The following is a 24,364-nucleotide window of genomic DNA, read 5'->3' as shown; positions in this document are numbered from 1 at the left end:
GATTGGCGGCATGGCGGTGAATGCGCTTGCGCAACAAAGCAGCCGGCGTGGGCACGCAGGTTGCGTAGAGAATCGGGGGCGAGCGAAGTGGCTGGCTATCCATCACGCGTTCTCCCTGAACCAGATGTGGATAAGTGGCGGCTGTCCTTGTGCCCTGTGAGTGAAGACAGCCGAGAGTTCGAAGTCAAGGAACCCATTTAGAACTGTATGAAATCTGATCTATTCCATTCAGGCCTATACGCCACGTGGCTTCCAGGGTTTCGCGAACAAGTTATCCACACCTCCACCCACAGTTAATGGGGACAAGTGTGGATTTCGTGGAAACTTTCTCCACAGAAACTGAAGAAAATCCGTGACTTATCCAGAAGCAGGGTTTTGAACAACGATTGGTTGTTTTTTGATCGAAAGCTTGAAAGGCACGTTATACGTGGCTTGCAGAGGATGGCGAACACCTTATCCACAGAAACGCCAACAGACTTTGGGGGCAACTTGGGCAGATCTGTGGAAAACCGTTGGAAGCCGCGATAAATCGGGGTTTGCACGAGGTTTACCGGCTTAAAACGATGATTTGATCGTTTTTTGATCAGTCGCCTGATAGGCCCGTTCTATATGGCCTGCAGAGGACAGCGAACATCTTATCCACAGATGCGCTAACAGAGATTGGGGGCAAGTATTGGCTCGCGTCCAAAGTTATCCTCTGGAAAAAGCCTGAAAAAACCGCAAGTTAGGCTGGTTGTTTTTTGTACGAAGGGTTGCAGGGCCTGGTTTGTATGGGGTGTAGCGATGGGCGAACACGTTATCCACAGAAGCACTAACAGGGATTGTGGGTAACCACGATCAGGTCCTGTTGAAACACGACCATCCCGAGTCGATATCCAGATTCAACTCATAATCATTGAATGCACCCCACCCAAGCAAAAGCGAAGGCACGTACTGACCCAGCAATAACGACGGAGGAATCGTAAAGTCCGGGTAGTAGTTGTAGGTGATCGATTGGATATGGCCCGACAGGCTCAATTCACCCTTGAAGGTTTGGGAACGAGGTTCATCGGTGACATGAACGGGTGAGTTGCCGGGCGAGGACGATGTCAGGTAATCAACATTGCCGGTGTCAATAATCACCGGCGTGGCCCGACGATCCAGGCGTGCGGCAATGGTCAGTCGTTGATTAATGTCCATGCGCGCGTAGTTAATTCGCGAATCGCATCGCGCGGGAGGTTCGGCGTTAATCTCCAGGGTCTTTTTGGTGACCTTCAAACGCCCCAACTTACCGATCAGATCAAGCCCCAGTAAGTTATCCCGGTCGCTGACAAACACCAGGACGTTTCTGAACTCGCTTGAGCCTATCGTTAAAGACTCAAAGATCCCGAGTTTGGCAGACAGGTCACGTTCACCATAAAACGTGCTGTAGCCATAGTGAGAGTCGGTTAATAACCTGATACCCATCAGCTTCGCGGTGTCGTGGTTAACCCGGGTTTGCGGTGCCCCAGTGTCCAGAATGAAGCGCGAAGAGACACCATTGGCCGCTTTGACATCGAGGTAAGGCAGCACCTCGTCAGTGACGTGACTGTCGCTGGCGTAAGGATGAATCGCCAGCACCTCGTGTCGCTTGGTTCTTGTCACCGAAAAATCGCCGAGCGCCCGCAGGGTCGCGAGGGATTCGCTGCCGAACATGGAGAACATCGCGTTGAGTTCAGGGTCATTCGCGATTGCCTGAGCATGACGACGCTTGATCGCCAGATAATACTCGGGGATCAGGTTTGCGGTTTTGGCCTCGAACATTCGGGAGAAAACGGACACTGAACAATTCAGGTTCTTTTCAGCATCCAGCACCTTGTCGCATTGCTGTTTCATCTGCGCCAGGGACGCTGTTTGTCCCTGTTCAGACGCCAGCCATTTGTAAAAATCCGGATCTTCCTTTCTGGTATCAGCTATCGAACGCGTGGTTACAACCAGAAAAAACACAACAAGCATCACGCCACCGATCAGACAGGTCTCACGTCGACTGACCGCTCCCATGTTCAACCCATTCTTGAAAACGAGTTTGAGGAATTAGCGCTGCTGCCACCCCGCCCTGCTCATGGAAAGCCAGCTCATAGAAAAATGTAGCTCATCAGGGCCGATACATCAGATAGGCCTCACCCGTGACCCGAATCATCGGATGGGGCGTGATCTGGCAGGTGTCGACGATACGAAAGCCATGTCGCTCGTAAAACCGGCGGGCGCCGGTGTTTACCGCGTAGTCGATCAGGCTCAAGCCATTGAGCCCTAGCTGGTTGGCACGGTCGTAAGCGTAGGCGAGGAATTGCTTGCCCAGCCCCTGGTTTCGCCAGCCTTCATGCAGCGCGAGGCTGGAGATGTAGAGGGTGTCGGGGATTTCCATTTTGGCGTACGGGGCCAGGACTGGATCGGTCACTGGAGGCGCCAGAGGGTCGTGACGCATCACGTAGCTGTGCATCATGCCGATGACGTTTCCCTGCACCTCGGCGATGAGGCAGTTCTGATAAGAAAAATCGACGTCGTCACGGGCGTAACGACTGGCGCCCACGTCCAGCAGGTCCTGACCGGGTTGCGCGAGCTGGCTCCAGATGTAATCTGCAGCGCCCTCTGATGAAATCTGGAACAGACGAGCAATCTCCCGCGCATCCGCGCGCAGAGCCGAACGAAATTCAACGGTCATTATTTCCCCATAAATGTCGGTGACACGAGCCCCCTGTGGGAGATTCTATGGTTGAGGGGAAGCCCTCAACTGACTTTCGGTTGGTATTCGTCCTGCCCCTTTAGCAGAGCGAATACCACCCGAGCGAGCTTTCGAGCCAGCATCACCAATGCTTGAGTGGTGCTGAAACCCCGAGCTCTTTGTTCTTGATAAAAATCTTTCCAGGCCTCGGTGCGACTCGCCGACATTGCCGCATTGTGCAGCAGCCGCCGAGCCTCCGGGTCACCGCGCTTGGTCAAACTGCGGCGGCCGTCTTTTTGCCCTGATTTTGATACCCGCAAATCCATTCCCAGAAAGGCGATAAAGGCATCCGCGTTTCTGAAGTCACCCCGCTGAAACGCCGTGATCAAACGCGCACCTGTCAAAAAACCAATGCCTTCCACTTTCAGACAGCGTTTTAACTGGCCCAGCAAACCGGCTTCTTTGAGCTGATCGTTGATCGTCTTCTCGATCAGCATCTCAAGCTGTTGCATGGACTTCACTTGTTCGGCAAAAGCGGTCTTGAGCAGCGGCTCATTGGCCCAGCTTTGCACCAGGCCGACCCTTGCCTGGACCAACGCCGCCCGGCGGCGGAAAAGACTCAGCAGCTGGCGGTATAGTGGGGATGGCGGGGTCCATGGGTGAAGCTCTTCATGTTCATTTTTCAGATACCGAGCAAGCAACTTGGCATCCAGTGCATCAGTTTTGGCACGGACCTTCACACCTTCGCGGTAATGCTTGAGTTCATAGCCGCCCACCATGTAAATCACGCATCCGGCCTCGTAGGCCAGATCGGCGAACTCCAAGTGGTAGATATTGGTGGCTTCGACGGCAATGGCCACCGTGCTCGGCAAGGCCTTCAACCACTTCTTGATGGCTGTTTTATTGTTGGGAATCTCTTCAAGCAGGCCCAGTTCGGCGTGATAAATCACCAACTCATTCTTGGCGACATCCACGCCCACGATCGGCTTTGAAGCAGAAACCGGCATTGCCATAGGATTTCCTCCGGGATATGGTTTTAAGCACTTGAAGGGCTCACCCAGGGGCGCAGGCTTGTTCCTATCGTCGGTCTAGGCCCGATGCATTCTTTATCGGCGCTTGGGTGAAAGGAGGAGGGGCGAACTCTCCCACGGTCTGTACTGCGTCAACAGTCAGAATCGAGCCTTGTCCCTTCTCCTCCCTTCAAGTCCTACCATACAAGCGAGCCTGCTCGCGAAAGGGGTGGGTCAGTCACCGGAAATGTTGACTGACCCACCCCTTTCGCGAGCAGGCTCGCTCCCACATTAGATCTTCACTGGATGTCCGTTAGCGGACTACGCCTTCTTCGATCAGCAACTTGAGGATCGCCTCGGCACCTGCTTGCGCAGTCACGCCTTTAAGCACCTGCCCGCCGCCACCGCTGGCCTTGGCCGTCGCGGCTTTCATCCGGTCCGCGCCGCTCTTGGCCTTGATCACCTTCAAGCGTTTAGGCCGTGGCTTGGCCGGTTGCAGCGTGGCAACCGCCAGCAGTTCATCGTCGATCACTTCGACTTCATCCGCCTGCAACACCCCGCGTCGGGCCGGGCCGTAGGCGCTCTGCCGAGGTTTCGGTGCAGCGTTATCCACAGTTGCGAGGAACGGCAGCCGCACTTTCAACCGACGGCGCTGACCGCGAGGCAAGGCTTGCAGCACCAGCGCTGAATTACCGTCGATGGATTCAACTTGAGCCAGCCCCACGACCAGCGGCCAGCCCAGGCTTTCGGCCAGCAAGAACGGCAACATGCCCGAGCCTTCACCGGTTTCCGCCTGACTGCCGGTCAGCACGACCTGTGCCCCGGCGTCACGCAAATACGCGGTCAATGCCGGTAGCGCATCGGCGCCTTCCGGTTGCTCCAGCACATGCAACTGTTCCAGGCCCATGCCCAAATAGGCACGCAACGCCGGCTCCGCGACGTCGCCGGCATGCAGCACTTGCAGGTTATCCCCAGCAAGCTGCAGACCCAGCTCCACCGCCCGCGCATCCTGTTCCGCGCGACGTGGCCGGCCGGAGGTCGGGTGGGCGCCGATGGACACCAGGCTGATGATTTTCGTGCTCATAACCCTTTCCTTTCCTTAAGCCGCATCGCGCTTGGCTTCATTGCGGTAAGCCTCTACCGCATCGATCAAGGCTTGAAGAATCTCGGCGCTCTCGCCGATCACCGACAGGTCGGCCCGTTTGATCATGTCGCAGCCAGGGTCGAGGTTGATCGCCACCACCTTGTCGCAGGCACCGATGCCTTGCAGGTGCTGGATCGCCCCGGAAATCCCCACCGCCACGTAAACCCGCGCAGTGACCCAGGTGCCGGACGCGCCGACCTGGCGGTCGCGCGCCATGAAGCCATCGTCCACCGCCACACGGGAGGCGCCTTCGGTAGCACCCAACGCCTCGGCGGTCCTGTGGAAAAGCCCCCAGTCCTTGACCCCGTTGCCGCCGGAGAAGATGAACTCGGCTTCGGCCATCGGAATCGCCGCCGGGTCCACCGCCACTGCGCCCAAATCCTCGATGCGCGACAAGCTGCGCGCCACGGCTGTGGATAACTCCACCGGCAAGGCCTCGTGACGGGTTTCGCTCACAGGTTCGGCGCACTCGATGGCAGCCAGAATCAAGCGTGCCACCGGGCGCGCAAGGTCTTGCAAACCGGCACCGGCGCGGCCGATGCATTCCTGATCCTTGACCTGCCAGACCCGCGTGGCCGGGCGTTCGCCCAGCGCGGCGGCAAAGCGTCGACCCAATTCACCACCACCGCTGCGACTGTCCGGCAGCAACCAGTGACGCGGGCTGAACTGGTTATCCACAGCCCGCAGGCCCTGGACCCGTTGTTCCGGTGCATAACCACTGAACTCTTCGCCATCCAGCACCAGCAAGCGATCGACGCCAGCGGTGGCGAAGGCGTTTTCTTTGTGTTCGCCGAAAACCACGGCCAACACCGCGCCGTCCTTACCGGCCAACTGATGAGCCAGGCCCAGCAAGTCGCGGTCGTGGCTGCTCAAGCGGCCGCCGACCATGTCCGGCACCACGTTGATGTAGAACGCCGGTTGTGGCACTTGATGCAGCGGCAATTGCACTTCAACCGCGGCCGAGCGTTTAGTCGCCCCGCCCTGTTGAGCGCCGCTGCGGTCGATTCGCTTGATCCCGTTGGGACCGATAAAACCGATCCCGTGAGGATTCTTGCGGATGACGCCGTTAGGCCCCATCCAGCTGTGTTGCGCCGGTTGCATGGCCGCGTGCAGCGGGTGCAGACGGTTACGGGCGATCCATTCGGCGCGTGGGTCGCGGCGGATAATGTCGCTCATCAGTGGGCCTCCGCAGGTTCACGTTGGGCCGGTTTGGTCGGCTTGCTCGGGGCCGCATCTTCGAGCAACGCGTCCGCCACCAGTTCGGCGATGTCCTTGATCAACGGTCTTGGTTCGACCACGCCTTCGAGCATCGCGGTGCACTGTGGACAACCCACGGCCACCAGTTCGGCGCCGGTTTCGCGGATGTCTTCCATGCGCATGTCGGGGATCCGTTGCTTGCCCGGGATGTCGGTGATCGGCGCACCGCCACCACCGCCGCAGCAGCGCGAGCGGAAACCGGAGCGTTGCATTTCCTTGATCTCGATACCCAGGGCGCGCAGCACTTCACGCGGTGCCTCGTATTCGCCGTTGTAGCGGCCGAGGTAGCAAGGGTCGTGATAAGTCACGCTGCTGCCTTTGTGCTGGCCGAGGTTCAGGGCGCCAGCGCCGATGATTTCCGCCATGTAGGTGCTGTGGTGCTGCACGAGGTAGTTGCCGTCGAAGGCGCCGTACTCGTTTTTCAGCACGTGGAAGCTGTGCGGGTCGCAGGTGACGATGCGGTTGAAGCTGTATTTGGCCAGAGTCTGGATGTTGCGTTTGGCCAACAACTGGAAGGTCGCTTCGTCGCCCAGACGTCGGGCTACGTCACCGCTGTCGCGCTCTTCGAGGCCCAGTACCGCGAAGTCGACCTTGGCCGCTTTCAGCACTTTGACGAAGGCGCGCAGGGTGCGCTGGTTGCGCATGTCGAAGGCACCGTCGCCGACCCAGAACAGCACGTCGACCGACTTCTTCTCGCTCATCAGATTGAGGTTCAAGTCCGCCGCCCAGTTCATCCGCCCGCCCGGGGCGAAACCGCCAGGGTTGTCGGTGGCGATCAGGTTTTCGAGGACTTCGGCGCCCTTGTTCGGGGTCGCGCCTTTTTCCAGGGTCAGATGGCGGCGCATGTCGACGATGGCGTCGACGTGCTCGATCATCATCGGGCACTCCTCGACGCAGGCGCGGCAAGTGGTGCAGGACCACAAGGTTTCAGCGTCCACCAGGCCGTTGACGATCGGTTGATGCGGGTTGCCGGCGTGTTCGCCGATGGCCTTGCCCGGATACGGGCTGCCGGCGAATTTGGCATCAGTGCCACCGGCAAGGCCGACGACCATGTCTTGAATCAGCTTTTTCGGGTTCAGCGGCTGGCCGGCGGCGAACGCCGGGCATGCGGCTTCGCACTTACCGCACTGCACGCAGGCGTCGAAGCCGAGCAGTTGGTTCCAGGTGAAATCCTTGGGTTTTTCCACGCCCAGTGGCGCGGTTGGATCGCTCAGGTCCAGCGGTTTCAAACCGGTGGAGCGGCCGCCACCAAAGCGTTCGGCGCGACGGTGCCAGGCCAGGTGCAAGGCACCGGCAAAGGCGTGCTTCATCGGCCCGCCCCAGGTCATGCCGAAGAACAGTTCGCTAACGCCCCACAGCACACCGACGCCGAGGATCGCTGCCACCACCCAACCGCCGAAGTTTTCCGGGAGGATGCCGGCGACCGGCAGGGTCAACAGGAAGAAGCTCGCAGAGAACGCCAACAGGCTTTTCGGCAGACGCATCCATGGCCCTTTGGAAAGGCGAGCCGGTGGGTTGCGACGACGCAGGAACATGAAAATCGCACCGACGAACATCACCGCCGAGGCAATCAACAGGGCAACACCGAGAATGCGATTGTGCAGGCCGAAACCGTGAACCAGGATCGCCAGCACAATCGACGCCACCGCACCACCGGCCGTGGCCACGTGAGTGTTGGCGATGTATTTGTCCCGCGCGACGACATGGTGCAAATCGACCATATAGCGCTTGGGCATGGCGAACAGGCCGCCGATCAGGTCGACTTTCGAAGCCCGGCCTCGGCGCCACATAGCCACCCGCCGCAACGCGCCGAGGACGGCAAGGCCCAGGGCTGCGAACAACAGGATTGGAAGAAGGGTGTTCAACATGGTGGAGCTCCCAAAGACCTCGGGGTCTTGCACGGGTTCATGTGCGTGCCGGTGAAGGCTTGGCACCTACCTGTGGCGAGGGGGCTTGCCCCCGTTCGGCTGCGAAGCAGTCGTAAACCGGCCAATGCATTTTTACTGACAGACCGCATTGGCTGACTTTAGGGCCGCTTCGCAGCCCAACGGGGGCAAGCCCCCTCGCCACAGTGATGGTGGTGATGCCGTTAGAAATCCTTGCACAACCGCAACGCGTCATAGATCGCCGCGTGGGTGTTGCGCTGCGCCACGCAGTCGCCGATGCGGAACAGCAAGTAGCCGTCGCCCGCCTGGCTCAGCGAAGGTTGTGGCTTGATCGCGAACAGGGCTTCGATGTCCATCTGGCCTTTGTTGCGCGAGCCTTCCTTCATGGCGTAGTAGATTTCTTCGTCCGGACGCACGCCGTTTTCGACGACGACCTGATCCACCACCCGCTCCTCTTTGGCGCCGGTGTATTCGTTTTCCAGCACCGCCACCAGCTTGTCGCCTTCGCGGTAGACCTTCTCCAGCATCATGTCCCCGGTCATGATCACTTCTTTCGGGTACATGCTGCGGTAGTACGTCGGGAACGATGTGCCGCCAATCGCCACGCCCGGTTTGATGTCGTCAGTGACGATCTCAACCTGGCTGCCCTTGTCGGCGAGGAAGTCGGCGGTCGACATCCCGGTGAACTCGCAAATGGTGTCGTAAACCAGCACGTTCTTGCCCGGTGCAACCTTGCCATCGAGGATGTCCCAGCTGCTGACCACAAGGCCTTCAGCCGCGCCCCAATGTTCGTTCTGCTCCAGGAACGGATGACCGCCGACAGCGAGTACCACCACGTCCGGACGCAGGTCGAGAATGGTCGCCGCATCCGCCGCCACGCCCAGGCGCAGATCGACTTTCAAGCGCGCCAGCTCCAGTTGGAACCAACGCGTGATGCCGGCGATCTGGTCCCGTTGTGGAGCTTTCGACGCGGTAGTGATCTGCCCGCCGATGAATTCTTTCTTCTCGAACAGGGTCACGTCGTGGCCACGTTCGGCCGACACACGCGCCGCTTCCATCCCGGCAGGACCGGCACCGACCACCACGACTTTGCGCTTCACACCGGTCGATTTCTCGATGATGTGCGGCACGCCCATGTATTCACGGGAGGTCGCGGCGTTCTGGATGCACAACACGTCCAGGCCCTGGTACTGACGGTCGATGCAGTAGTTGGCGCCGACGCATTGCTTGATCTGGTCGACCTGACCCATTTTGATCTTGGCGATCAGGTGCGGGTCGGCGATGTGGGCGCGGGTCATGCCGACCATGTCCACGTAGCCGCCTTCCAGAATACGGGTCGCCTGGTTCGGGTCCTTGATGTTCTGCGCGTGCAGCACCGGGGCCTTCACCACTTCCTTGATACCGGCCGCCAAGTGCAGGAATGGCTCCGGTGGATAACTCATGTTCGGGATAACGTTGGCCAGGGTGTTGTGGGTGTCGCAACCCGAACCCACCACGCCGATGAAGTCGATCATGCCGGTGTCGTCGTAGTACTTGGCGATCTGCTTCATGTCCTCGTGGGACAAGCCGTCCGGGTGGAATTCATCACCGCACAGACGGATGCCGACGCAGAAATCCGGGCCGACTTCAGCCCGCACAGCCTTGATCACTTCCAGGCCGAAACGCATGCGGTTCTCGAAGCTGCCGCCCCATTCGTCGGTACGTTTGTTGACGCGTGGGCTCCAGAACTGGTCGATCATGTGCTGGTGCACAGCAGACAGCTCGACACCGTCCAGGCCACCGGCCTTGGCCCGCGCCGCGGCGCTGGCGTAGTTGCCGATCACCCGCCAGATTTCTTCCGGCTCGATGGTTTTGCAGGTCGCACGGTGCACCGGCTCACGGATGCCCGACGGCGACAGCAGGGTTGGCCAATGCTCGCCGTCCCAGCGGGAACGACGCCCCATGTGGGTAATCTGGATCATGATCTTGGCGCCATGCTTGTGCATGGCATCAGCCAGGTTCTGGAAGTGCGGAATGATCCGGTCGTCGGCCAGGTTGACCGACTTCCACCAGCCTTGCGGGCTGTCGATGGCCACACTGGAGGAACCACCGCAAATCGCCAGGCCGATCCCGCCCTTGGCTTTCTCTTCGTAATACTTGACGTACCGGTCGGTGGTCATGCCGCCGTCGGTGGCATAAACCTCGGCGTGCGCGGTGCTGAGCACGCGGTTGCGGATGGTCAGTTTGCCGATCTGGATCGGCTGGAACATTGCTTCGAAAGCCATGGCGGGTTCCTCGACTTACAACGGCTTGACGGTGAACAGGCCGTCGTCGTGGCCTTCTTCGGAGCCACCGTAAACCTGTTCGGCAACGGTGCGGATCTTGCTGCCGCGGGCTTGCAGAATCTGGTCCATGGCACCGGCAAACCAACCGGTGAACATGTAGTCGACCTTGCGCCCGACCTTGCCGTACACGTAGACAAATGCGGAGTGTTCGAGCTTGACGCTGGCAGTGCCTTTGTCGAGGTCGATGTCCTGGATCTTGAACAGGCCCCAGCCGCGCTGCGACAGGCGCTTCATGTAGTGTTCGAACACCGCAACGCCTTCCAGGCCGTGGCATTCAGCTTCTTTTTCACACCAGTGCCAGGCGGACTTGTAGCCGGCCTTGTAGAGGATTTCGGCGTAGGCGTCGGCGCCCAGCACTTCCTCGATGCCCATGTGGTTGTTGACGAAGAAATGACGCGGCACATACAGCATTGGCAGGGCGTCGGAGGTCCAGACACCGGTTTCGCTGTCGACTTCGATTGGCAATTGCGGGGCGATCTTGGCCATGGAAACTTAACTCCAGAAAAATTTTGGTGTTGCCCCCCGGCGCGGACGGCCGGGGGAAAGGATTCAGAGGTGCTGTGGCTTACTCGCCCCAGACGTCCTTCAAGACGTTCACCCAGTTCTCGCCCATGATCTTGCGGACCACGCGCTCGGAATGGCCGCGCTTGAGCAGGGTTTCGGTCAGGTTCGGGAACTCGCCGACGGTGCGGATGCCCAGCGGGTTGATGATCTTGCCGAAGCTGGTCAGGCGGCGGGCGTAGCCCTTGTCATGGGTCAGGTACTCGAAGAAGTCCTGGCCATGGCCCTGGGTGAAGTCGGTGCCGATACCAATGGCGTCTTCGCCGACGATGTTCATGGTGTATTCGATGGCTTCGGCGTAATCGTCGATGGTCGAATCGATGCCCTTGGCCAGGAATGGCGCAAACATGGTCACGCCGACGAAACCGCCGTGATCGGCGATGAACTTCAGTTCTTCATCGGATTTGTTGCGCGGGTGAATCTTCAGGCCCGACGGCAGGCAATGGGAGTAGCAAACCGGCTTCTTGGACTCGAGGATGACTTCTTCGGAAGTTTTCGAGCCGACGTGGGACAGGTCGCACATGACGCCGACGCGGTTCATCTCGGCAACGATTTCACGACCGAAACCCGACAGGCCGCCATCACGCTCGTAGCAACCGGTGCCAACCAGGTTCTGGGTGTTGTAGCACATCTGCACAATACCGACGCCCAGCTGCTTGAACACCTCGACGTAGCCGATCTGGTCTTCAAACGCGTGAGCATTCTGGAAACCGAACAGGATGCCGGTCTTGCCCTGCTCCTTGGCCTTGCGAATATCGGCGGTGGTGCGCACTGGAATCACCAGGTCGCTGTTTTCGCGGATCAGCTTCTGGCTGGCGGCGATATTGTTGACGGTGGCCTGGAAGCCCTCCCACACCGACACGGTGCAGTTGGCCGCGGTCAGACCGCCCTTGCGCATGTCTTCGAACAGCTCACGGTTCCACTTGGCAATAATCAGACCGTCGATAACGATGCTGTCGGCGTGCAATTCGGCTGGGCTCATCAGGCTGTCCCCTATTAGCGATTCATGCGCCGAATCGTGTGCCGGCGCTTTGGGGCCAGCATATGCCTGAGGGAGGGGGCAGCCGGGTGCAAAAACGACAGGGGGTTTGCCGAAAGCGTCAATCCGCGACAAAGGGTCGTCGCCGGACGTCATGAGCCACCTGTTCAAGGGCCTGCGCATGGGCCAGAATTCGCGCCATTACTGGATGCTTTACTGGAAAAAGGGGCGGCGGCGCAATGAAATCGATCTTCCTGGCTTTGGCACTGATAGCGACCGGCGTACACGCGGCTGAAGTGGCCGACGATAACCCCTGCGACAAAGTCGAAAACGAGGTTCAGACCCTGGAATGCTCGGTCTACAGCAGAACCACCGCCGAAGACCTGCTGAGCGAAAACTACAAAAGCCTGAACGAGCGCATGCAGACGCTCTACGGCAAGAACCCGGCGCAACTGACCGACATCACCGCCAAGCTCAAGGCCGCTCAACAGCAGTGGTTGAAGACTCGGGATGCGGATTGCGCAGTTGAAGCGTTCCCGGCGACAGCCGGTAGCAAGGCGTTCACGATTGCGCAGAATGATTGCGTGGCGCGGATGAGTGACGAGCGGTCGGAGTTTTTGGAGTCGATTGGGCAGGAGTAAGCACAAACCCCAGCCATCCAGACCTGTAAGCTGAACATCTTCAGCCAGTAAAGGGATTCAAATGAAAATCTGCGGCATCGAAATCAAAGGCAGCGAAGCCATCATTGCTGTGGCTTCCCTCGACGATCAGGCCCTGAGTCACATCCCGCTGAACACCAAGAAAATCGCCCTCGACGATGACGACGAAGCCGCGAACGTCAAAGTTTTTGCCGCTCAGGTGGCATCGTTTGTGCGGGAAAATTCCATCGACCGGATTGCGATCAAGAAACGCAGCAAGAAGGGTGAGTTCGCCGGTGGGCCGACCACGTTCAAGATCGAGGGTGTTTTCCAGTTGCTGGAAAATTGCGAGGTCACGCTGCTGTCGCCACAGACCATCAATGCGCAGAACAAGAAATTCGACTTCGAACTGCCGGCCACGCTGAACAAGTATCAGCATGAAGCGTTTAAAGCGGCCTGCTCGGCGTTGATGAAGAAGTAACGCCCACAGCAGATCAAAACTGTGGGAGCCAGCCTGCTCGCGATAGCGGTGGATCAGTCGATATCAACTTGAATGACAGACCGCCATCGCGAGCAGGCTCGCTCCCACAGGTTTCTATGTTGTTCATGCTTTTGCGGTACGTCGGTCTTCGCGAGGGCACCGCTCAAACTTCGCCCGATAGCTGCGAGTGAAGTACGACGGTGATTCAAACCCGCAAGCAATGCTTACCTCCAGCACGCTCATATCGGTCTGGCGCAGCAATTGCCGCGCCTTCTCCAGCCTTAATCGCAAGTAAAAATTGCTCGGTGTGTCGTTCAGGTGCAACCGAAACAATCGCTCCAGTTGCCGTCGCGTCACCTTGATCGATTCGGCCAATTCCAGCGTGCTCAGCGGCGGTTCGCTGTGCTGCTCCATCTCCCCAATCACCTGCACCAGTTTCTTGTTGCTGATGCCATAACGCGTGGCGACTTCCATGCGCTGGTGGTCTTTGCGCGGGCGGATGCGGCCGAGTACGAATTGTTCGCTGACCTGGATCGCCAGTTCCGGGCCATGGGCCTGACTGATGAGGTCGAGCATCAGGTCGATGGAAGCGGTACCGCCGGCGGAGGTGATGCGCCGACGGTCGATCTCGAACAGCTCCTGGGTGACGCTGAGCTGTGGATAGGACTCCTTGAAGGCGTCGATGGCTTCCCAGTGCAGGGTCAGGCGATGGCCGTCGAGCAGGCCGGCCTCGGCGAGGATGAAACTGCCGGTGTCGATGGCACCAAGGGTCACGCCTTCGTTGTCCAGGCGGCGTAGCCAGTGTTCCAGGGCCGGGGTGGTGAACTTCAGCGGTTCGAATCCGGCGACCACCAGCAAGGTAGCGCCTTTCTTCAGCGGTTCCAGCGCCGCATCGGCGTTGACCGACATGCCGTTGCTGGCCAATACCGCGCCGCCGTCCGCGCTGAGCACATGCCAGCGATAGAGCTCGCCGCGAAAGCGATTGGCGACCCGCAGCGGCTCGATGGCCGAGATAAATCCAATCGCCGAGAAGCCCGGCATCAACAAGAAGTAGAAATCCTGGGACATGGAGCGCACTCGACTGGCAAGTAACGAGAGGGCGGGAAGCGTGTGGACGTTGATACGCCACTTGCGCGCGGCATTCAAGAGCGCAGGTCGCCGCAGTGCAAGAGCTGGTCGCCGCAGTGCGTTTTCACAGGGCCTTAGCTGCGTAACTTGGGCATCACCGGCGCACGAAGACGCCCGGACCCACAATAACGAACTGCCGAGGAAACCTGAGATGAAACGACTGATCAGCAGCTGTGTTCTTGCACTCAGCGGTACCGCTTTCTTGAGCGCCAGCGTCATGGCGGCCGAACCTGCTTCATGCCAGAACGTGCGCATGGGCGTTGTGAACTGGACCGACGTGATCGCCACCAGTGCCATGACCCAAGTCCTGCTCGATGGCCTCGGCTACAACACCAAACAAACCAGCGCTTCCCAGCAAATCATCTTCGCCGGGATCCGCGACCAGCGCCTGGACTTGTTCCTGGGCTACTGGAACCCGCTGATGACTCAGACCATCACCCCGTTCGTCGCGGCCAATCAGGTCAAAGTGCTTGAGGCGCCAAGCCTGAAAGACGCCCGCGCCACCCTTGCCGTACCAACATATCTCGCCGACAAGGGCCTGAAAACCTTTGCCGACATCGCCAAGTTTGAAAAGGAACTGGGCGGCAAGATCTACGGCATCGAGCCTGGCTCGGGTGCCAACACCCAGATCAAGGCGATGATCGCCAAGAACCAGTTTGGCCTCGGCAAGTTCCAGTTGGTCGAGTCCAGTGAGGCCGGCATGCTCGCGGCAGTGGATCGCGCCGTGCGACGCAAAGAGGCCGTGGTGTTCTTCGGCTGGGCGCCGCACCCGATGAACGTCAACGTGCAAATGACCTACCTCACCGGCAGCGAAGACGCCCTGGGCCCGAACGAAGGCATGGCCACGGTCTGGACCGTCACCGCGCCGAAATACGCCGAGCAATGCCCGAACATCGGTCGTTTGCTGAGCAACCTGACCTACACCGCCGAAGACGAGAGCCGGATGATGCAGCCGCTGCTGGATCACAAGGACGCCTTCGAATCAGCCAAGCAATGGCTGAAAGATCACCCGCAAGACAAGCAACGCTGGCTCGAAGGCGTGACCACCTTCGATGGCAAACCGGCGGCTGACAACCTGAAACTGACCATCAAATAAACCCGATTGAACCACCGACTCGCAGCCCGACCGGGCTGCGAACGGAATCATCACGCCTGCAAGGAACCCGCCTCATGAACCACGACGTCATCATCACCTGCGCACTCACCGGTGCTGGCGACACGACCAGCAAGAGCCCACACGTGCCGGTCACCCCGAAACAAATCGCCGCAGCCGCCGTGGAAGCCGCCAAGGCTGGCGCCACTGTCGTTCACTGCCACGTTCGTAACCCCGAAACCGGCAAATTCAGCCGTGATGTAGCGCTGTATCGCGAAGTGATGGAGCGCATCCGCGAGGCGGACGTCGACATCATCGTCAACCTCACCGCAGGCATGGGCGGCGACCTGGAAATCGGTGCGGGCGAGAACCCGATGGAGTTCGGCCCGAACACCGACCTGGTCGGCCCGCTGACCCGTCTGGCCCACGTTGAAGCACTGCTGCCGGAAATCTGCACCCTCGATTGCGGCACCCTTAACTTCGGCGACGGCGACACCATTTACGTGTCCACCCCGGCCCAGCTACGCGCTGGTGCCAAACGCATTCAAGAGCTGGGCGTGAAGGCCGAGCTGGAAATTTTCGACACCGGTCACCTGTGGTTCGCCAAGCAGTTGATCAAGGAAGGATTGCTCGACGACCCGCTGTTCCAGCTCTGCCTGGGCATCCCATGGGGCGCGCCGGCTGATACCACCACCATGAAAGCCATGGTCGACAACCTGCCGGCTAACGCTGTGTGGGCCGGCTTCGGCATCGGTCGCATGCAGATGCCGATGGCGGCGCAAGCGGTGCTGCTCGGCGGCAACGTGCGCGTCGGACTGGAAGACAACATCTGGCTGGACAAGGGCGTACTGGCGACCAACGGCCAACTGGTCGAGCGCGCCTCGGAAATCCTCAGCCGCCTCGGCGCCCGTGTTCTGACGCCGGCAGAAGGCCGGGCAAAAATGGGCCTGACCAAGCGCGGTTAACCCCCACACACTTTCCCCCTGTGGGAGTGAGCCTGCTCGCGATAGCGGTTTACCTGCCTCAATTGATGCATCGGATGTACCGACGCCATCGCGAGCAGGCTCGCTCCCACAGTTTTTTTTCCGAGCCAAATTCAGGAAGTGACCATGAGCTTTATCACTGAAATCAAAACCTTCGCCGCCCTGGGCAGCGGTGTCATCGGCAGCGGTTGGGTGTCCCGCGCCCTCGCCCACGGCCTCGACGTGGTGGCCTGGGACCCGGCGCCCGGCGCCGAAGCCGCGCTGCGCAAACGCGTCGCCAATGCCTGGGGCGCTTTGGAGAAACAGGGCCTTGCGCCTGGTGCATCGCAGGATCGGTTGCGCTTTGTCGCCACCATTGAAGAATGCGTTCGCGATGCGGATTTCATTCAGGAAAGCGCCCCTGAGCGTCTGGACCTTAAACTGGAACTGCACAGCAAAATCAGCGCTGCAGCCAAGCCCAATGCCTTGATCGGCTCCAGTACTTCCGGCCTGTTGCCAAGCGAGTTCTACGAGAGTTCGACACACCCGGAACGCTGCGTCGTCGGCCACCCGTTCAACCCGGTTTACCTGCTGCCGCTGGTGGAAGTGGTGGGCGGCAAAAACACCACCCCGGAAGCGGTTCAAGCGGCAATGAAAGTCTATGAATCCTTGGGCATGCGTCCGCTGCATGTGCGCAAGGAAGTACCCGGTTTTATCGCTGACCGCTTGCTCGAAGCGCTGTGGCGCGAGGCGCTGCACCTGGTCAACGACGGCGTGGCGACCACCGGTGAAATCGATGATGCGATCCGCTTTGGCGCGGGTCTGCGCTGGTCGTTCATGGGCACGTTCTTGACGTATACCCTGGCGGGTGGCGATGCGGGCATGCGGCACTTCATGGCGCAATTCGGACCGGCGTTGCAGTTGCCGTGGACGTATCTGCCGGCGCCGGAGCTGACCGACAAGTTGATTGATGATGTGGTGGATGGCACCAGCGATCAGTTGGGCACGCACAGCATTTCGGCGCTGGAGCGCTATCGTGATGATTGCTTGCTGGCAGTGCTGGAGGCGGTGAAGACCACTAAAGAGAAGCATGGGATGGCGTTTGCCGACTGATAGCGGTCGGCTTGAGATCCACCCCTCACCCTAACCCTCCCGAAACGTCGGACCGCCCCAGAGGGTAGAGGGGACTGACCGAGGTGTTCTTGGAGCTACATCGACCTGAAAGTCCGAGTCGAACTCAGGTTCTGAAAAGCCCCCGATCGGCCCCCCTTTCCCCCTCTCCCCTCTGGGGCGGTCCGACGTTTCGGGAGGGTTGGGGTGAGGGGTGGATCTTGAACACAAACAAACTCCCAAAGCCGGAACCGACACCATGCCCACCCTCACCACCTACCAAACCAAAATCATCCCCGACTGGGTCGACTACAACGGCCACCTGCGCGACGCCTTCTACCTGCTGATTTTCAGCTACGCCACCGACGCGCTGATGGATCGTCTGGGCATGGACAGCAACAACCGCGAAGCCAGCGGCAACTCGTTGTTCACCCTAGAACTGCACCTCAATTACCTGCACGAAGTGAAGCTCGACGCCGACGTCGAAGTGCACACCCAAATCATCGGCCACGACAGCAAACGCCTGCACCTCTATCACAGCCTGCATCTGGCGGGTGATGAGAAGGAATTGGCAGGCAATGAGCAAATGCTGCTGCACGTCGACCTCGCCGGGCCGCGCTCCGCTCCGTTCAGCGAAGACACCTTGAGCAAGCTGCAAGCCATCGTCGCCGAGCAAACCGACCTTCCCGCCCCCGACTACATTGGCCGAGTGATCGCGTTACCCCCTAAAAAATAACAAGGAGATCGCCATTGAACACCGCCGCCGCTTTTGCCGACTTCCGTACCTACCCGTTGATCAGCGCGTTGACCGCCGTACACACCCTGGCGGACCGAATTCAAGTGAAGTGGGCCGATGATCGTGTCAGCCCGTTTCATCATCAGTGGCTGCGGGACAACTGCCCGTGCCCGATGTGCGTCTACACCGTCACCCGCGAGCAAGTGCTGGAAATCGTCGATGTCGCCGAAAACCTCAAGCCCTCGGACGTCAGCGTTGATGCTGAAGGCTGCCTGCGTGTCGATTGGCAGGACGGCCATCTCAGCCGCTTCGATCCTGGCTGGCTACGGGCCCACGCCTACGATGACGAGTCCCGCGCCGAACGCCGGGCATCCAAGCCAAAAAGCCTGCTCTGGAACAGCAACCTGACGCTGCCGGTGTTCGACTACCAGGTGTTGATGAACGACAACGATGCCTTGCTGCAATGGCTGCTCGCCGTGCGCGATACCGGCCTGACTCAGGTCCGCGGTGTGCCCACCGAGCCGGGCTCATTGAAGTTGATTGCCCAGCGGATTTCCTTCATCCGCGAGAGCAACTTTGGCGTGCTGTTCAACGTGCAATCCAAGGCCGATGCCGACAGCAATGCCTACACCGCTTTCAACCTGCCGCTGCACAGCGACCTGCCAACCCGGGAGTTGCAACCGGGGCTGCAATTTCTGCATTGCCTGGTGAATGACGCCGAAGGTGGCGAGAGTATTTTCGTCGACGGTTTTGCCATTGCCGAAGCCTTGCGCGATGAAGATCCGGAGGCGTTCAAAAGCCTTTGCGAAATCCCTGTGGAGTTCCGCAACAAAGACCGCCACAGCGACTACCGCTGCCTGGCGCCGATCATCGCGCTGGATGCCTTTGGGCAGGTGTCGGAAATCCGCATGGCGAATTTTCTGCGCGGTCCGTTCGATACGTCAGTCGAGCAGATGCCCGCGCTCTATCACGCCTACCGCCGCTTTATTGCGATGACCCGGGAAGCGCGATTCCGGGTGATGACGCGGTTAAATCCCGGCGAAATGTGGTGTTTCGACAACCGCCGCACCCTCCACGCCCGCAACGCTTTCGACCCTGCTACTGGCGCCCGGCATTTTCAGGGCTGTTATGTCGATCGTGATGAATTGTTGTCGCGGATTTTGGTGTTGCAACGGTAAACCGCGTCATCGTTCATCGCGGGCAAGCCTTGCTCCTACAGAGGTACGAGCCGATATCCTGTAGGAGCAAGGCCTGCCCGCGATGGCGCCAGTCCATACACCTCATATATCCCTGATTCACAGGCAAAAAAAACCCCGATCAAGCCGTGACAGGATCGGGGCAGAGGTGGGTACTGTTGAGGAGCCGTTGCGCGAGGGTGACCAAACCTTCGTGAAGCCAGCTGATCCCAGTGTGCCCACTCCCATCCGTAGCAAGTTAGCCGAAAACGACCTGTTCATAGGTATTGCGGCCATTGCGACAAATCGTCCTTGCCGCCACTCCGCACCCCTATGAGAATCGAACCACGACACCGTTCCCTGAAGAAGGATTGCGTCATGATGTACGCCGATTTGATTGACCAGGAAGACCTGTTGGGCCAGCTCAAGGCATTAGGATTTGCAGTACCCCCTGGTGCAACCGCTGAGCAGGCCTGCGAATGCGCGGTACGGGGTTTGAACAACGAACGGGCAACGGAACTGCGGACCATGGTCAAGCAGATGTACACCAGCAGTGCGACCATCCTGCCGGCCGTGCGCCAGGCCATCGACAAGCAATTGCTGCCCGCGTTGGCGGAGTATCAGCAGAGCCGTAGCGCCTGATAGATTGCCTTCGCGGGCAAGCCTCGCTCCTACAGGTTTGGCGTCGTATCGAACAATCGCGATCGACATCAGTCCTGTAGGAGCGAGGCTTGCCCGCGAATGAAGCCAGCGCGGTTTAGAGCCTTACGCTGGCGAACGTCGACTCGTTACGCGCCTGACTCAACGCCGACAGCGGCCCGGACAACGGTGACAACACCAGCGCTTGCGGCAGCGGCATCATCGCCACTTGTTGGGTGGTGTTGGAACCTACGCGTTCGTCACGCGGCGGAATGCCGAAGTATTCGCGGTAGCACTTGGAGAAGTGCGGCGTAGACACGAAGCCACACACAGACGCCACTTCGATGATCGACATCGGCGTTTGCTTGAGCAGCTGCCGGGCGCGGATCAAGCGCAGTTTCAGGTAGTAACGCGACGGCGAGCAGTGCAGGTATTTCTGGAACAGCCGCTCCAGCTGACGACGCGACACGGCGACGTACACCGCCAGCTCGTCGAGGTCGATCGGCTCTTCCAGGTTGGCTTCCATCAGCGCGACGATTTCCTGCAATTTCGGCTGGTTGGTGCCAAGCATGTGCTTGAGCGGCACACGCTGGTGATCCTGCTCGTTGCGGATGCGTTCGTAGACAAACATTTCCGAGATCGCGGCCGACAGTTCACGGCCATGATCGCGGCTGATCAGGTGCAGCATCATGTCCAGCGGCGCGGTGCCGCCGGAACTGGTGAAACGGTTACGGTCGAGGGTGAACAGACGCGTACTCATGGCCACACGCGGAAACGCTTCCTGCATAGCGGCCAGGCATTCCCAGTGCACGCTGCAATCGAAACCGTCCAGCAAACCGGCGCAGGCCAGGGCCCAGCTGCCGGTGCAGACCGCGCCCAGACGCTTGGACTGACGCGCCTGGCTTTGCAGCCATGACACGTGTTCACGGGTAACAGTGCGCTGGATGCCGATACCGCCGCAGACAATGATGGTGTCCAGGGCAGGTGCTTTGTGCATGGAGCAGTCGGGGGTGATCTGCAGACCGTCACTGGCCCAGACCTGACCACCGTCGACGGTCATTGTGGTCCAGCGATACAACTCGCGACCGGACAATTGGTTGGCCATGCGCAGGGGTTCTACTGCGGAGGCCAGAGAAATAAGCGTGAAATTGTCCAGCAGCAGAAAGCCGATGGATTGAGGCGCACGGTTCTGGGGTTGGGCCCCGGAGTTGAACGTCGTCATCGCGGTATCTCCTCACACAAAGCGGGTGATGGCCTCAGGCGGAGGCTCTTGTTATTGCCATCGTTCTCGCGTGGGAGACGGGCTTTGTAATGACAGAGCAAATGCCATGCCTAAAGTTGAATGGCTGTTCAATAACTCCTGAAAACGACGTCGCGCCGCGTCTATATAAGCCGCGCCGCGAGTGGGGGTTGTAAGTGCCATTATCGGCGGGAGACGCTCTGCCCCGTTGGGCTTGAGCAAATCGGTAGCACTTGTGGGAACAGGGCTACAGCGACCTGGTGAAGAGTGTCACCGCAAGCACAGGTGACAGGCGGTAATGGCCAACCTGGATCCCGGATCTCCGGCAAGTGGCTTATCTGTAAGCGACGCGCCAAAACGTGGCGCGTTTTGATTCCGGTGTTCACTTTGCGCGCAGTTTTGACTGGTCTACAGCTATCGCGAGCAAGCTTTGCTCCTACAGAAGCCCGGTGTGCCCACATTTCGTGATCGACATCAAACCTGTAGGAGCAAAGCTTGCTCGCGATGGGGTCAACTCGGTCTCAGCACTCAACCGCACTAACCGCCAACCCACCGCGCGATGTCTCTTTATATTTGTCATGCATATCAGCGCCGGTATCACGCATCGTGCGGATTACCCGATCTAGCGAGATAAAGTGCTGGCCGTCGCCACGCAGCGCCATCTGCGCTGCGTTGATGGCTTTCACCGCGGCAATCGCATTGCGCTCGATGCACGGTACTTGCACCAGCCCGCCCACCGGGTCGCAGGTCAGGCCGAGGTTGTGTTCCAGACCGATTTCCGCCGCGTTACACAGCTGCTCCGGTGTCGCCCCCAGAATCTCCGCCAGCCCGGCCGCCGCCATGGCGCAGGCCGAACCGACTTCGCCCTGGCAACCGACTTCGGCACCGGAAATCGAAGCGTTCTTCTTGCACAGAATCCCGACCGCTGCCGCACTGAGGAAATAGTCGACCACGTTGGCGTCGGTCACCACTTCGCTGAACTTCATAAAGTAGTGCAGCACCGCCGGAATGATCCCCGCCGCGCCATTGGTCGGCGCCGTGACCATGCGCCCGCCAGCGGCGTTTTCTTCGTTGACCGCTAGGGCGAACAGGTTGACCCATTCCATGGCGCTCAAGGTCGAGCCGATCACGTTGGGCTTGTTCAGTTCTTGCAGGCTGCGGTGCAATTTGGCCGCGCGACGACGCACATTCAGGCCGCCGGGCAAGATGCCTTCGTGCTTGAGGCCTTGCTCCACGCAATCCTGCATGGCACGCCAGAGTGTCATCAGGCCAGCGCGGATTTCCTCTTCGCTGCGCCAGACTTTCTCGTTGGCCAACATCAATTCTGCAACGCGCAAGTTGTGCTGCTTGCAGAGGCTGAGCAACTCGACGGCGCTGGAGAAATCGTACGGCAGCACGGTGCGATCCAGATCGACCACACCGCTGGAAGCCTGTGCTTCATCGACGACAAAACCGCCGCCGATGGAATAGTAGGTATCGCGATGCAGCTCGCCGTCATCACCTTCGACGATCAGCGTCATGGCGTTGGGGTGGAACGGCAGATTCTCGTCGATCAGGCGCATGTCCCGGGCCCAGATGAACGGGACCGACAAACGACCGTCGAGCAACAGGGTGTGGGTTTCGCGCAGGGTTTCGATGCGGATGCCGATTTGCGACGGATCAATCGCGTCCGGCCACTCGCCCATCAGGCCCATGATCACTGCGTTGTCGCTGCCGTGACCGATGCCGGTGGCCGACAACGAACCATAAAGCTGAACTTCGACGCGCCGTACTTTTTCCAAAAGGCCCTGCTCACGCAAACCTTGCACGAACAACGCCGCGGCGCGCATCGGCCCCACGGTGTGCGAACTGGAAGGGCCGATGCCGATTTTGAACAGGTCGAAAACACTGATAGCCATTACTGCCGAACTCCTGGATGTGCCAACTCCAGACGCAAAAGCGCCCAGTGACGGAGCTGCTACGCTCAAGCTGCAATCCGCCGAGATGGCCGCATCATCAGGCTTTTGTCATGTCGTTCGACGTCTCACACCGACGCACTCATGCCCACGAACGCCGCGAGGCTTTGACGCTGCGTTTTCGCCGTTTTTTTGCGGATCAGAGGGGCAAAGGGGGCTGAAAAAAGCTGTAAACGACGTCACCGACACTGGATGCGACCATCCCTGTACTGGTTACGACGCACCCTGTAGGCGTCAGATTTTCACTGGTACATGATCGTATCGACTCGATTGCAAGGCGCCGTGGTAGAGATGTCTCCAAAACGCCATCCAACCGCAACCTATAAGTGCGGTGGTCCAGTCGGAACACTGCCAAAAAAAACACCAAGGAGTCCATCCATGAAAGGTTCCCCGTCGTTGTTGTTGGCCGCCATGCTGAGTCTGCCGTTTCTGGCTCAAGCCGCAGAACCGGCTCAATGCAGCACCGTAAACTTCTCCGATGTCGGCTGGACTGACATTACCGTCACCACCGCCACCACCAGCGTCGTTCTCGATGCCCTCGGCTACAAGACCAAAACCACGATGATTTCCGTGCCGGTGACCTACAAGTCCCTGGCCGACGGCAAGAACATGGACGTATTCCTCGGTAACTGGATGCCGACCATGGAAAACGACATCAAGGCTTATCGCGATGCCGGCACCGTGGACGTCGTGCGCACCAACCTCACCGGCGCCAAGTACACCCTCGCCGTACCTCAAGCGCTGTATGACAAAGGTCTTCACGATTTCTCTGATATTCCGAAATTCAAGAAAGAGCTCGACGGCAAGATCTACGGCATCGAGCCGGGTAACGATGGCAACCGTCTGATTCAGAGTATGATCGACAAGAACGCCTTCGGCTTGAAAGACGCCGGATTCAAGATCGTCGAGTCCAGCGAAGCGGGCATGTTGTCGCAAGTCGACCGCGCCCAGAAACGCGACACCGCCGTGGTGTTCCTCGGCTGGGCGCCGCACCCGATGAACAAGCGCTTCAAGATCCAATATCTCACCGGTGGTGACGATTTCTTCGGCCCGGACTTCGGTGCCGCCACCGTGGCGACCAACACCCGCAAGGGTTATGTCCAGGAATGCAGCAACGTCGGTCAGCTGCTGAAAAACCTGGAGTTCACCGTCGACATGGAAAGCTCGCTGATGGGCAACGTCCTGGACGACAAAATGAAGCCTGAAGCGGCCGCCAAGGCCTGGCTGAAAAAGAATCCACAGGTCCTCGATACCTGGCTCGCTGGCGTGACCACCATTGACGGTAAACCAGGCCTGGAGGCCGTGAAAGCCAAGCTCGCGCAGTAATCGCTTACGCCGGGCGAGTTCGCTCGCCCGGGCTGTTTAT

The 24,364-nt window shown here is 59.5% G+C and carries 21 protein-coding genes; 9 read left to right on the top strand and 12 right to left on the bottom strand.

Going from position 1 to position 24,364, the window contains the following annotated elements; translation table 11 throughout:
* Positions 1–837 precede the first annotated feature (837 nt).
* The 9 genes from PMI27_RS11505 to PMI27_RS11545 all read right to left on the bottom strand — a co-directional run bounded on the left by PMI27_RS11505 (position 838) and on the right by PMI27_RS11545 (position 11,844).
* Positions 838–2,019, bottom strand: a complete 1,182-nt coding sequence (locus PMI27_RS11505; RefSeq protein WP_008153506.1) for a retropepsin-like aspartic protease — start codon at positions 2,017–2,019, stop codon at positions 838–840.
* Between the two features lie 94 nt (positions 2,020–2,113).
* The gene (locus tag PMI27_RS11510) at positions 2,114–2,680 is read right to left on the bottom strand and encodes a GNAT family N-acetyltransferase (protein ID WP_008153507.1); all 567 of its coding nucleotides are present in this window, start codon (positions 2,678–2,680) and stop codon (positions 2,114–2,116) included.
* A gap of 65 nt (positions 2,681–2,745) precedes the next feature.
* Positions 2,746–3,693 carry an IS110 family transposase gene (locus PMI27_RS11515; protein ID WP_008156820.1) on the bottom strand — a complete coding sequence of 316 codons (948 nt, stop codon included), beginning with the start codon at positions 3,691–3,693 and terminating at the stop codon, positions 2,746–2,748.
* A gap of 310 nt (positions 3,694–4,003) precedes the next feature.
* Positions 4,004–4,774, bottom strand: coding sequence for an electron transfer flavoprotein subunit beta (gene etfB, locus PMI27_RS11520; protein WP_008151894.1), 771 nt, complete (start codon positions 4,772–4,774; stop codon positions 4,004–4,006).
* Positions 4,775–4,789: 15 nt separating this feature from the next.
* Positions 4,790–6,010, bottom strand: coding sequence for an electron transfer flavoprotein subunit alpha (gene etfA, locus PMI27_RS11525; protein ID WP_008151896.1), 1,221 nt, complete (start codon positions 6,008–6,010; stop codon positions 4,790–4,792).
* The gene (gene dgcB / locus PMI27_RS11530) at positions 6,010–7,959 is read right to left on the bottom strand and encodes a dimethylglycine demethylation protein DgcB (protein WP_008151898.1); all 1,950 of its coding nucleotides are present in this window, start codon (positions 7,957–7,959) and stop codon (positions 6,010–6,012) included. The genes etfA and dgcB overlap by 1 nt, the downstream gene beginning before the upstream one ends.
* A gap of 221 nt (positions 7,960–8,180) precedes the next feature.
* Complete coding sequence (dgcA, locus tag PMI27_RS11535) at positions 8,181–10,241, bottom strand: dimethylglycine demethylation protein DgcA (protein ID WP_008151900.1); 2,061 nt, start codon at positions 10,239–10,241, stop codon at positions 8,181–8,183.
* A 15-nt stretch (positions 10,242–10,256) separates the two neighbouring features.
* On the bottom strand, positions 10,257–10,787 hold the full coding sequence (locus PMI27_RS11540) for a DUF5943 domain-containing protein (protein ID WP_008033249.1): 531 nt from the start codon (positions 10,785–10,787) through the stop codon (positions 10,257–10,259).
* A 79-nt stretch (positions 10,788–10,866) separates the two neighbouring features.
* Complete coding sequence (locus PMI27_RS11545; protein WP_008033250.1) at positions 10,867–11,844, bottom strand: dipeptidase; 978 nt, start codon at positions 11,842–11,844, stop codon at positions 10,867–10,869.
* A 236-nt stretch (positions 11,845–12,080) separates the two neighbouring features.
* On the opposite strand from PMI27_RS11545, the gene PMI27_RS11550 reads away from it, so the two are divergent.
* Positions 12,081–12,482, top strand: coding sequence for a lysozyme inhibitor LprI family protein (locus tag PMI27_RS11550; protein WP_008151906.1), 402 nt, complete (start codon positions 12,081–12,083; stop codon positions 12,480–12,482).
* 61 nt (positions 12,483–12,543) lie between these two features.
* The gene (locus tag PMI27_RS11555) at positions 12,544–12,960 is read left to right on the top strand and encodes a DUF3010 family protein (protein WP_008151908.1); all 417 of its coding nucleotides are present in this window, start codon (positions 12,544–12,546) and stop codon (positions 12,958–12,960) included.
* Between the two features lie 123 nt (positions 12,961–13,083).
* Here the strand turns inward: PMI27_RS11555 and PMI27_RS11560 are convergent, their stop codons facing one another.
* Positions 13,084–14,028, bottom strand: coding sequence for a GlxA family transcriptional regulator (locus tag PMI27_RS11560; RefSeq protein ID WP_008151910.1), 945 nt, complete (start codon positions 14,026–14,028; stop codon positions 13,084–13,086).
* Between the two features lie 211 nt (positions 14,029–14,239).
* Here PMI27_RS11560 and choX point away from each other — a divergent pair, with 211 nt between their 5' ends.
* From choX to PMI27_RS11590, 6 genes are all read left to right on the top strand, one after another.
* Positions 14,240–15,184, top strand: coding sequence for a choline ABC transporter substrate-binding protein (choX, locus tag PMI27_RS11565; RefSeq protein WP_008151913.1), 945 nt, complete (start codon positions 14,240–14,242; stop codon positions 15,182–15,184).
* A gap of 74 nt (positions 15,185–15,258) precedes the next feature.
* Positions 15,259–16,146: a 3-keto-5-aminohexanoate cleavage protein gene (locus tag PMI27_RS11570; protein ID WP_008151915.1), complete on the top strand. Its 888-nt coding sequence runs from the start codon at positions 15,259–15,261 to the stop codon at positions 16,144–16,146.
* A 144-nt stretch (positions 16,147–16,290) separates the two neighbouring features.
* Entirely contained in the window at positions 16,291–17,256 is a 966-nt protein-coding gene (locus tag PMI27_RS11575) for an L-carnitine dehydrogenase (RefSeq protein WP_008151917.1), read from the top strand.
* Between the two features lie 256 nt (positions 17,257–17,512).
* Entirely contained in the window at positions 17,513–17,989 is a 477-nt protein-coding gene (locus PMI27_RS11580; protein ID WP_008151919.1) for a thioesterase family protein, read from the top strand.
* 14 nt (positions 17,990–18,003) lie between these two features.
* Positions 18,004–19,167 (top strand): gamma-butyrobetaine dioxygenase, encoded by a 1,164-nt coding sequence (locus PMI27_RS11585; RefSeq protein ID WP_008151921.1) that lies wholly within the window; start codon positions 18,004–18,006, stop codon positions 19,165–19,167.
* A gap of 375 nt (positions 19,168–19,542) precedes the next feature.
* Complete coding sequence (locus tag PMI27_RS11590; RefSeq protein ID WP_008151923.1) at positions 19,543–19,806, top strand: hypothetical protein; 264 nt, start codon at positions 19,543–19,545, stop codon at positions 19,804–19,806.
* Positions 19,807–19,921: 115 nt separating this feature from the next.
* Here the strand turns inward: PMI27_RS11590 and PMI27_RS11595 are convergent, their stop codons facing one another.
* Positions 19,922–21,025, bottom strand: coding sequence for a GlxA family transcriptional regulator (locus tag PMI27_RS11595; RefSeq protein ID WP_008151925.1), 1,104 nt, complete (start codon positions 21,023–21,025; stop codon positions 19,922–19,924).
* Between the two features lie 539 nt (positions 21,026–21,564).
* On the bottom strand, positions 21,565–22,941 hold the full coding sequence (locus PMI27_RS11600; protein WP_008151928.1) for an L-serine ammonia-lyase: 1,377 nt from the start codon (positions 22,939–22,941) through the stop codon (positions 21,565–21,567).
* A 435-nt stretch (positions 22,942–23,376) separates the two neighbouring features.
* Here PMI27_RS11600 and PMI27_RS11605 point away from each other — a divergent pair, with 435 nt between their 5' ends.
* Positions 23,377–24,324: a choline ABC transporter substrate-binding protein gene (locus PMI27_RS11605; RefSeq protein ID WP_008151930.1), complete on the top strand. Its 948-nt coding sequence runs from the start codon at positions 23,377–23,379 to the stop codon at positions 24,322–24,324.
* Positions 24,325–24,364: the final 40 nt, after the last annotated feature.

It is taken from the genome of Pseudomonas sp. GM41(2012), from assembly GCF_000282315.2.
In the GTDB taxonomy this organism is placed as follows: domain Bacteria; phylum Pseudomonadota; class Gammaproteobacteria; order Pseudomonadales; family Pseudomonadaceae; genus Aquipseudomonas.
The sequence above is the reverse complement of the archived record's forward strand: the minus strand, read 5'-3'. Positions and strand labels throughout refer to the sequence as shown.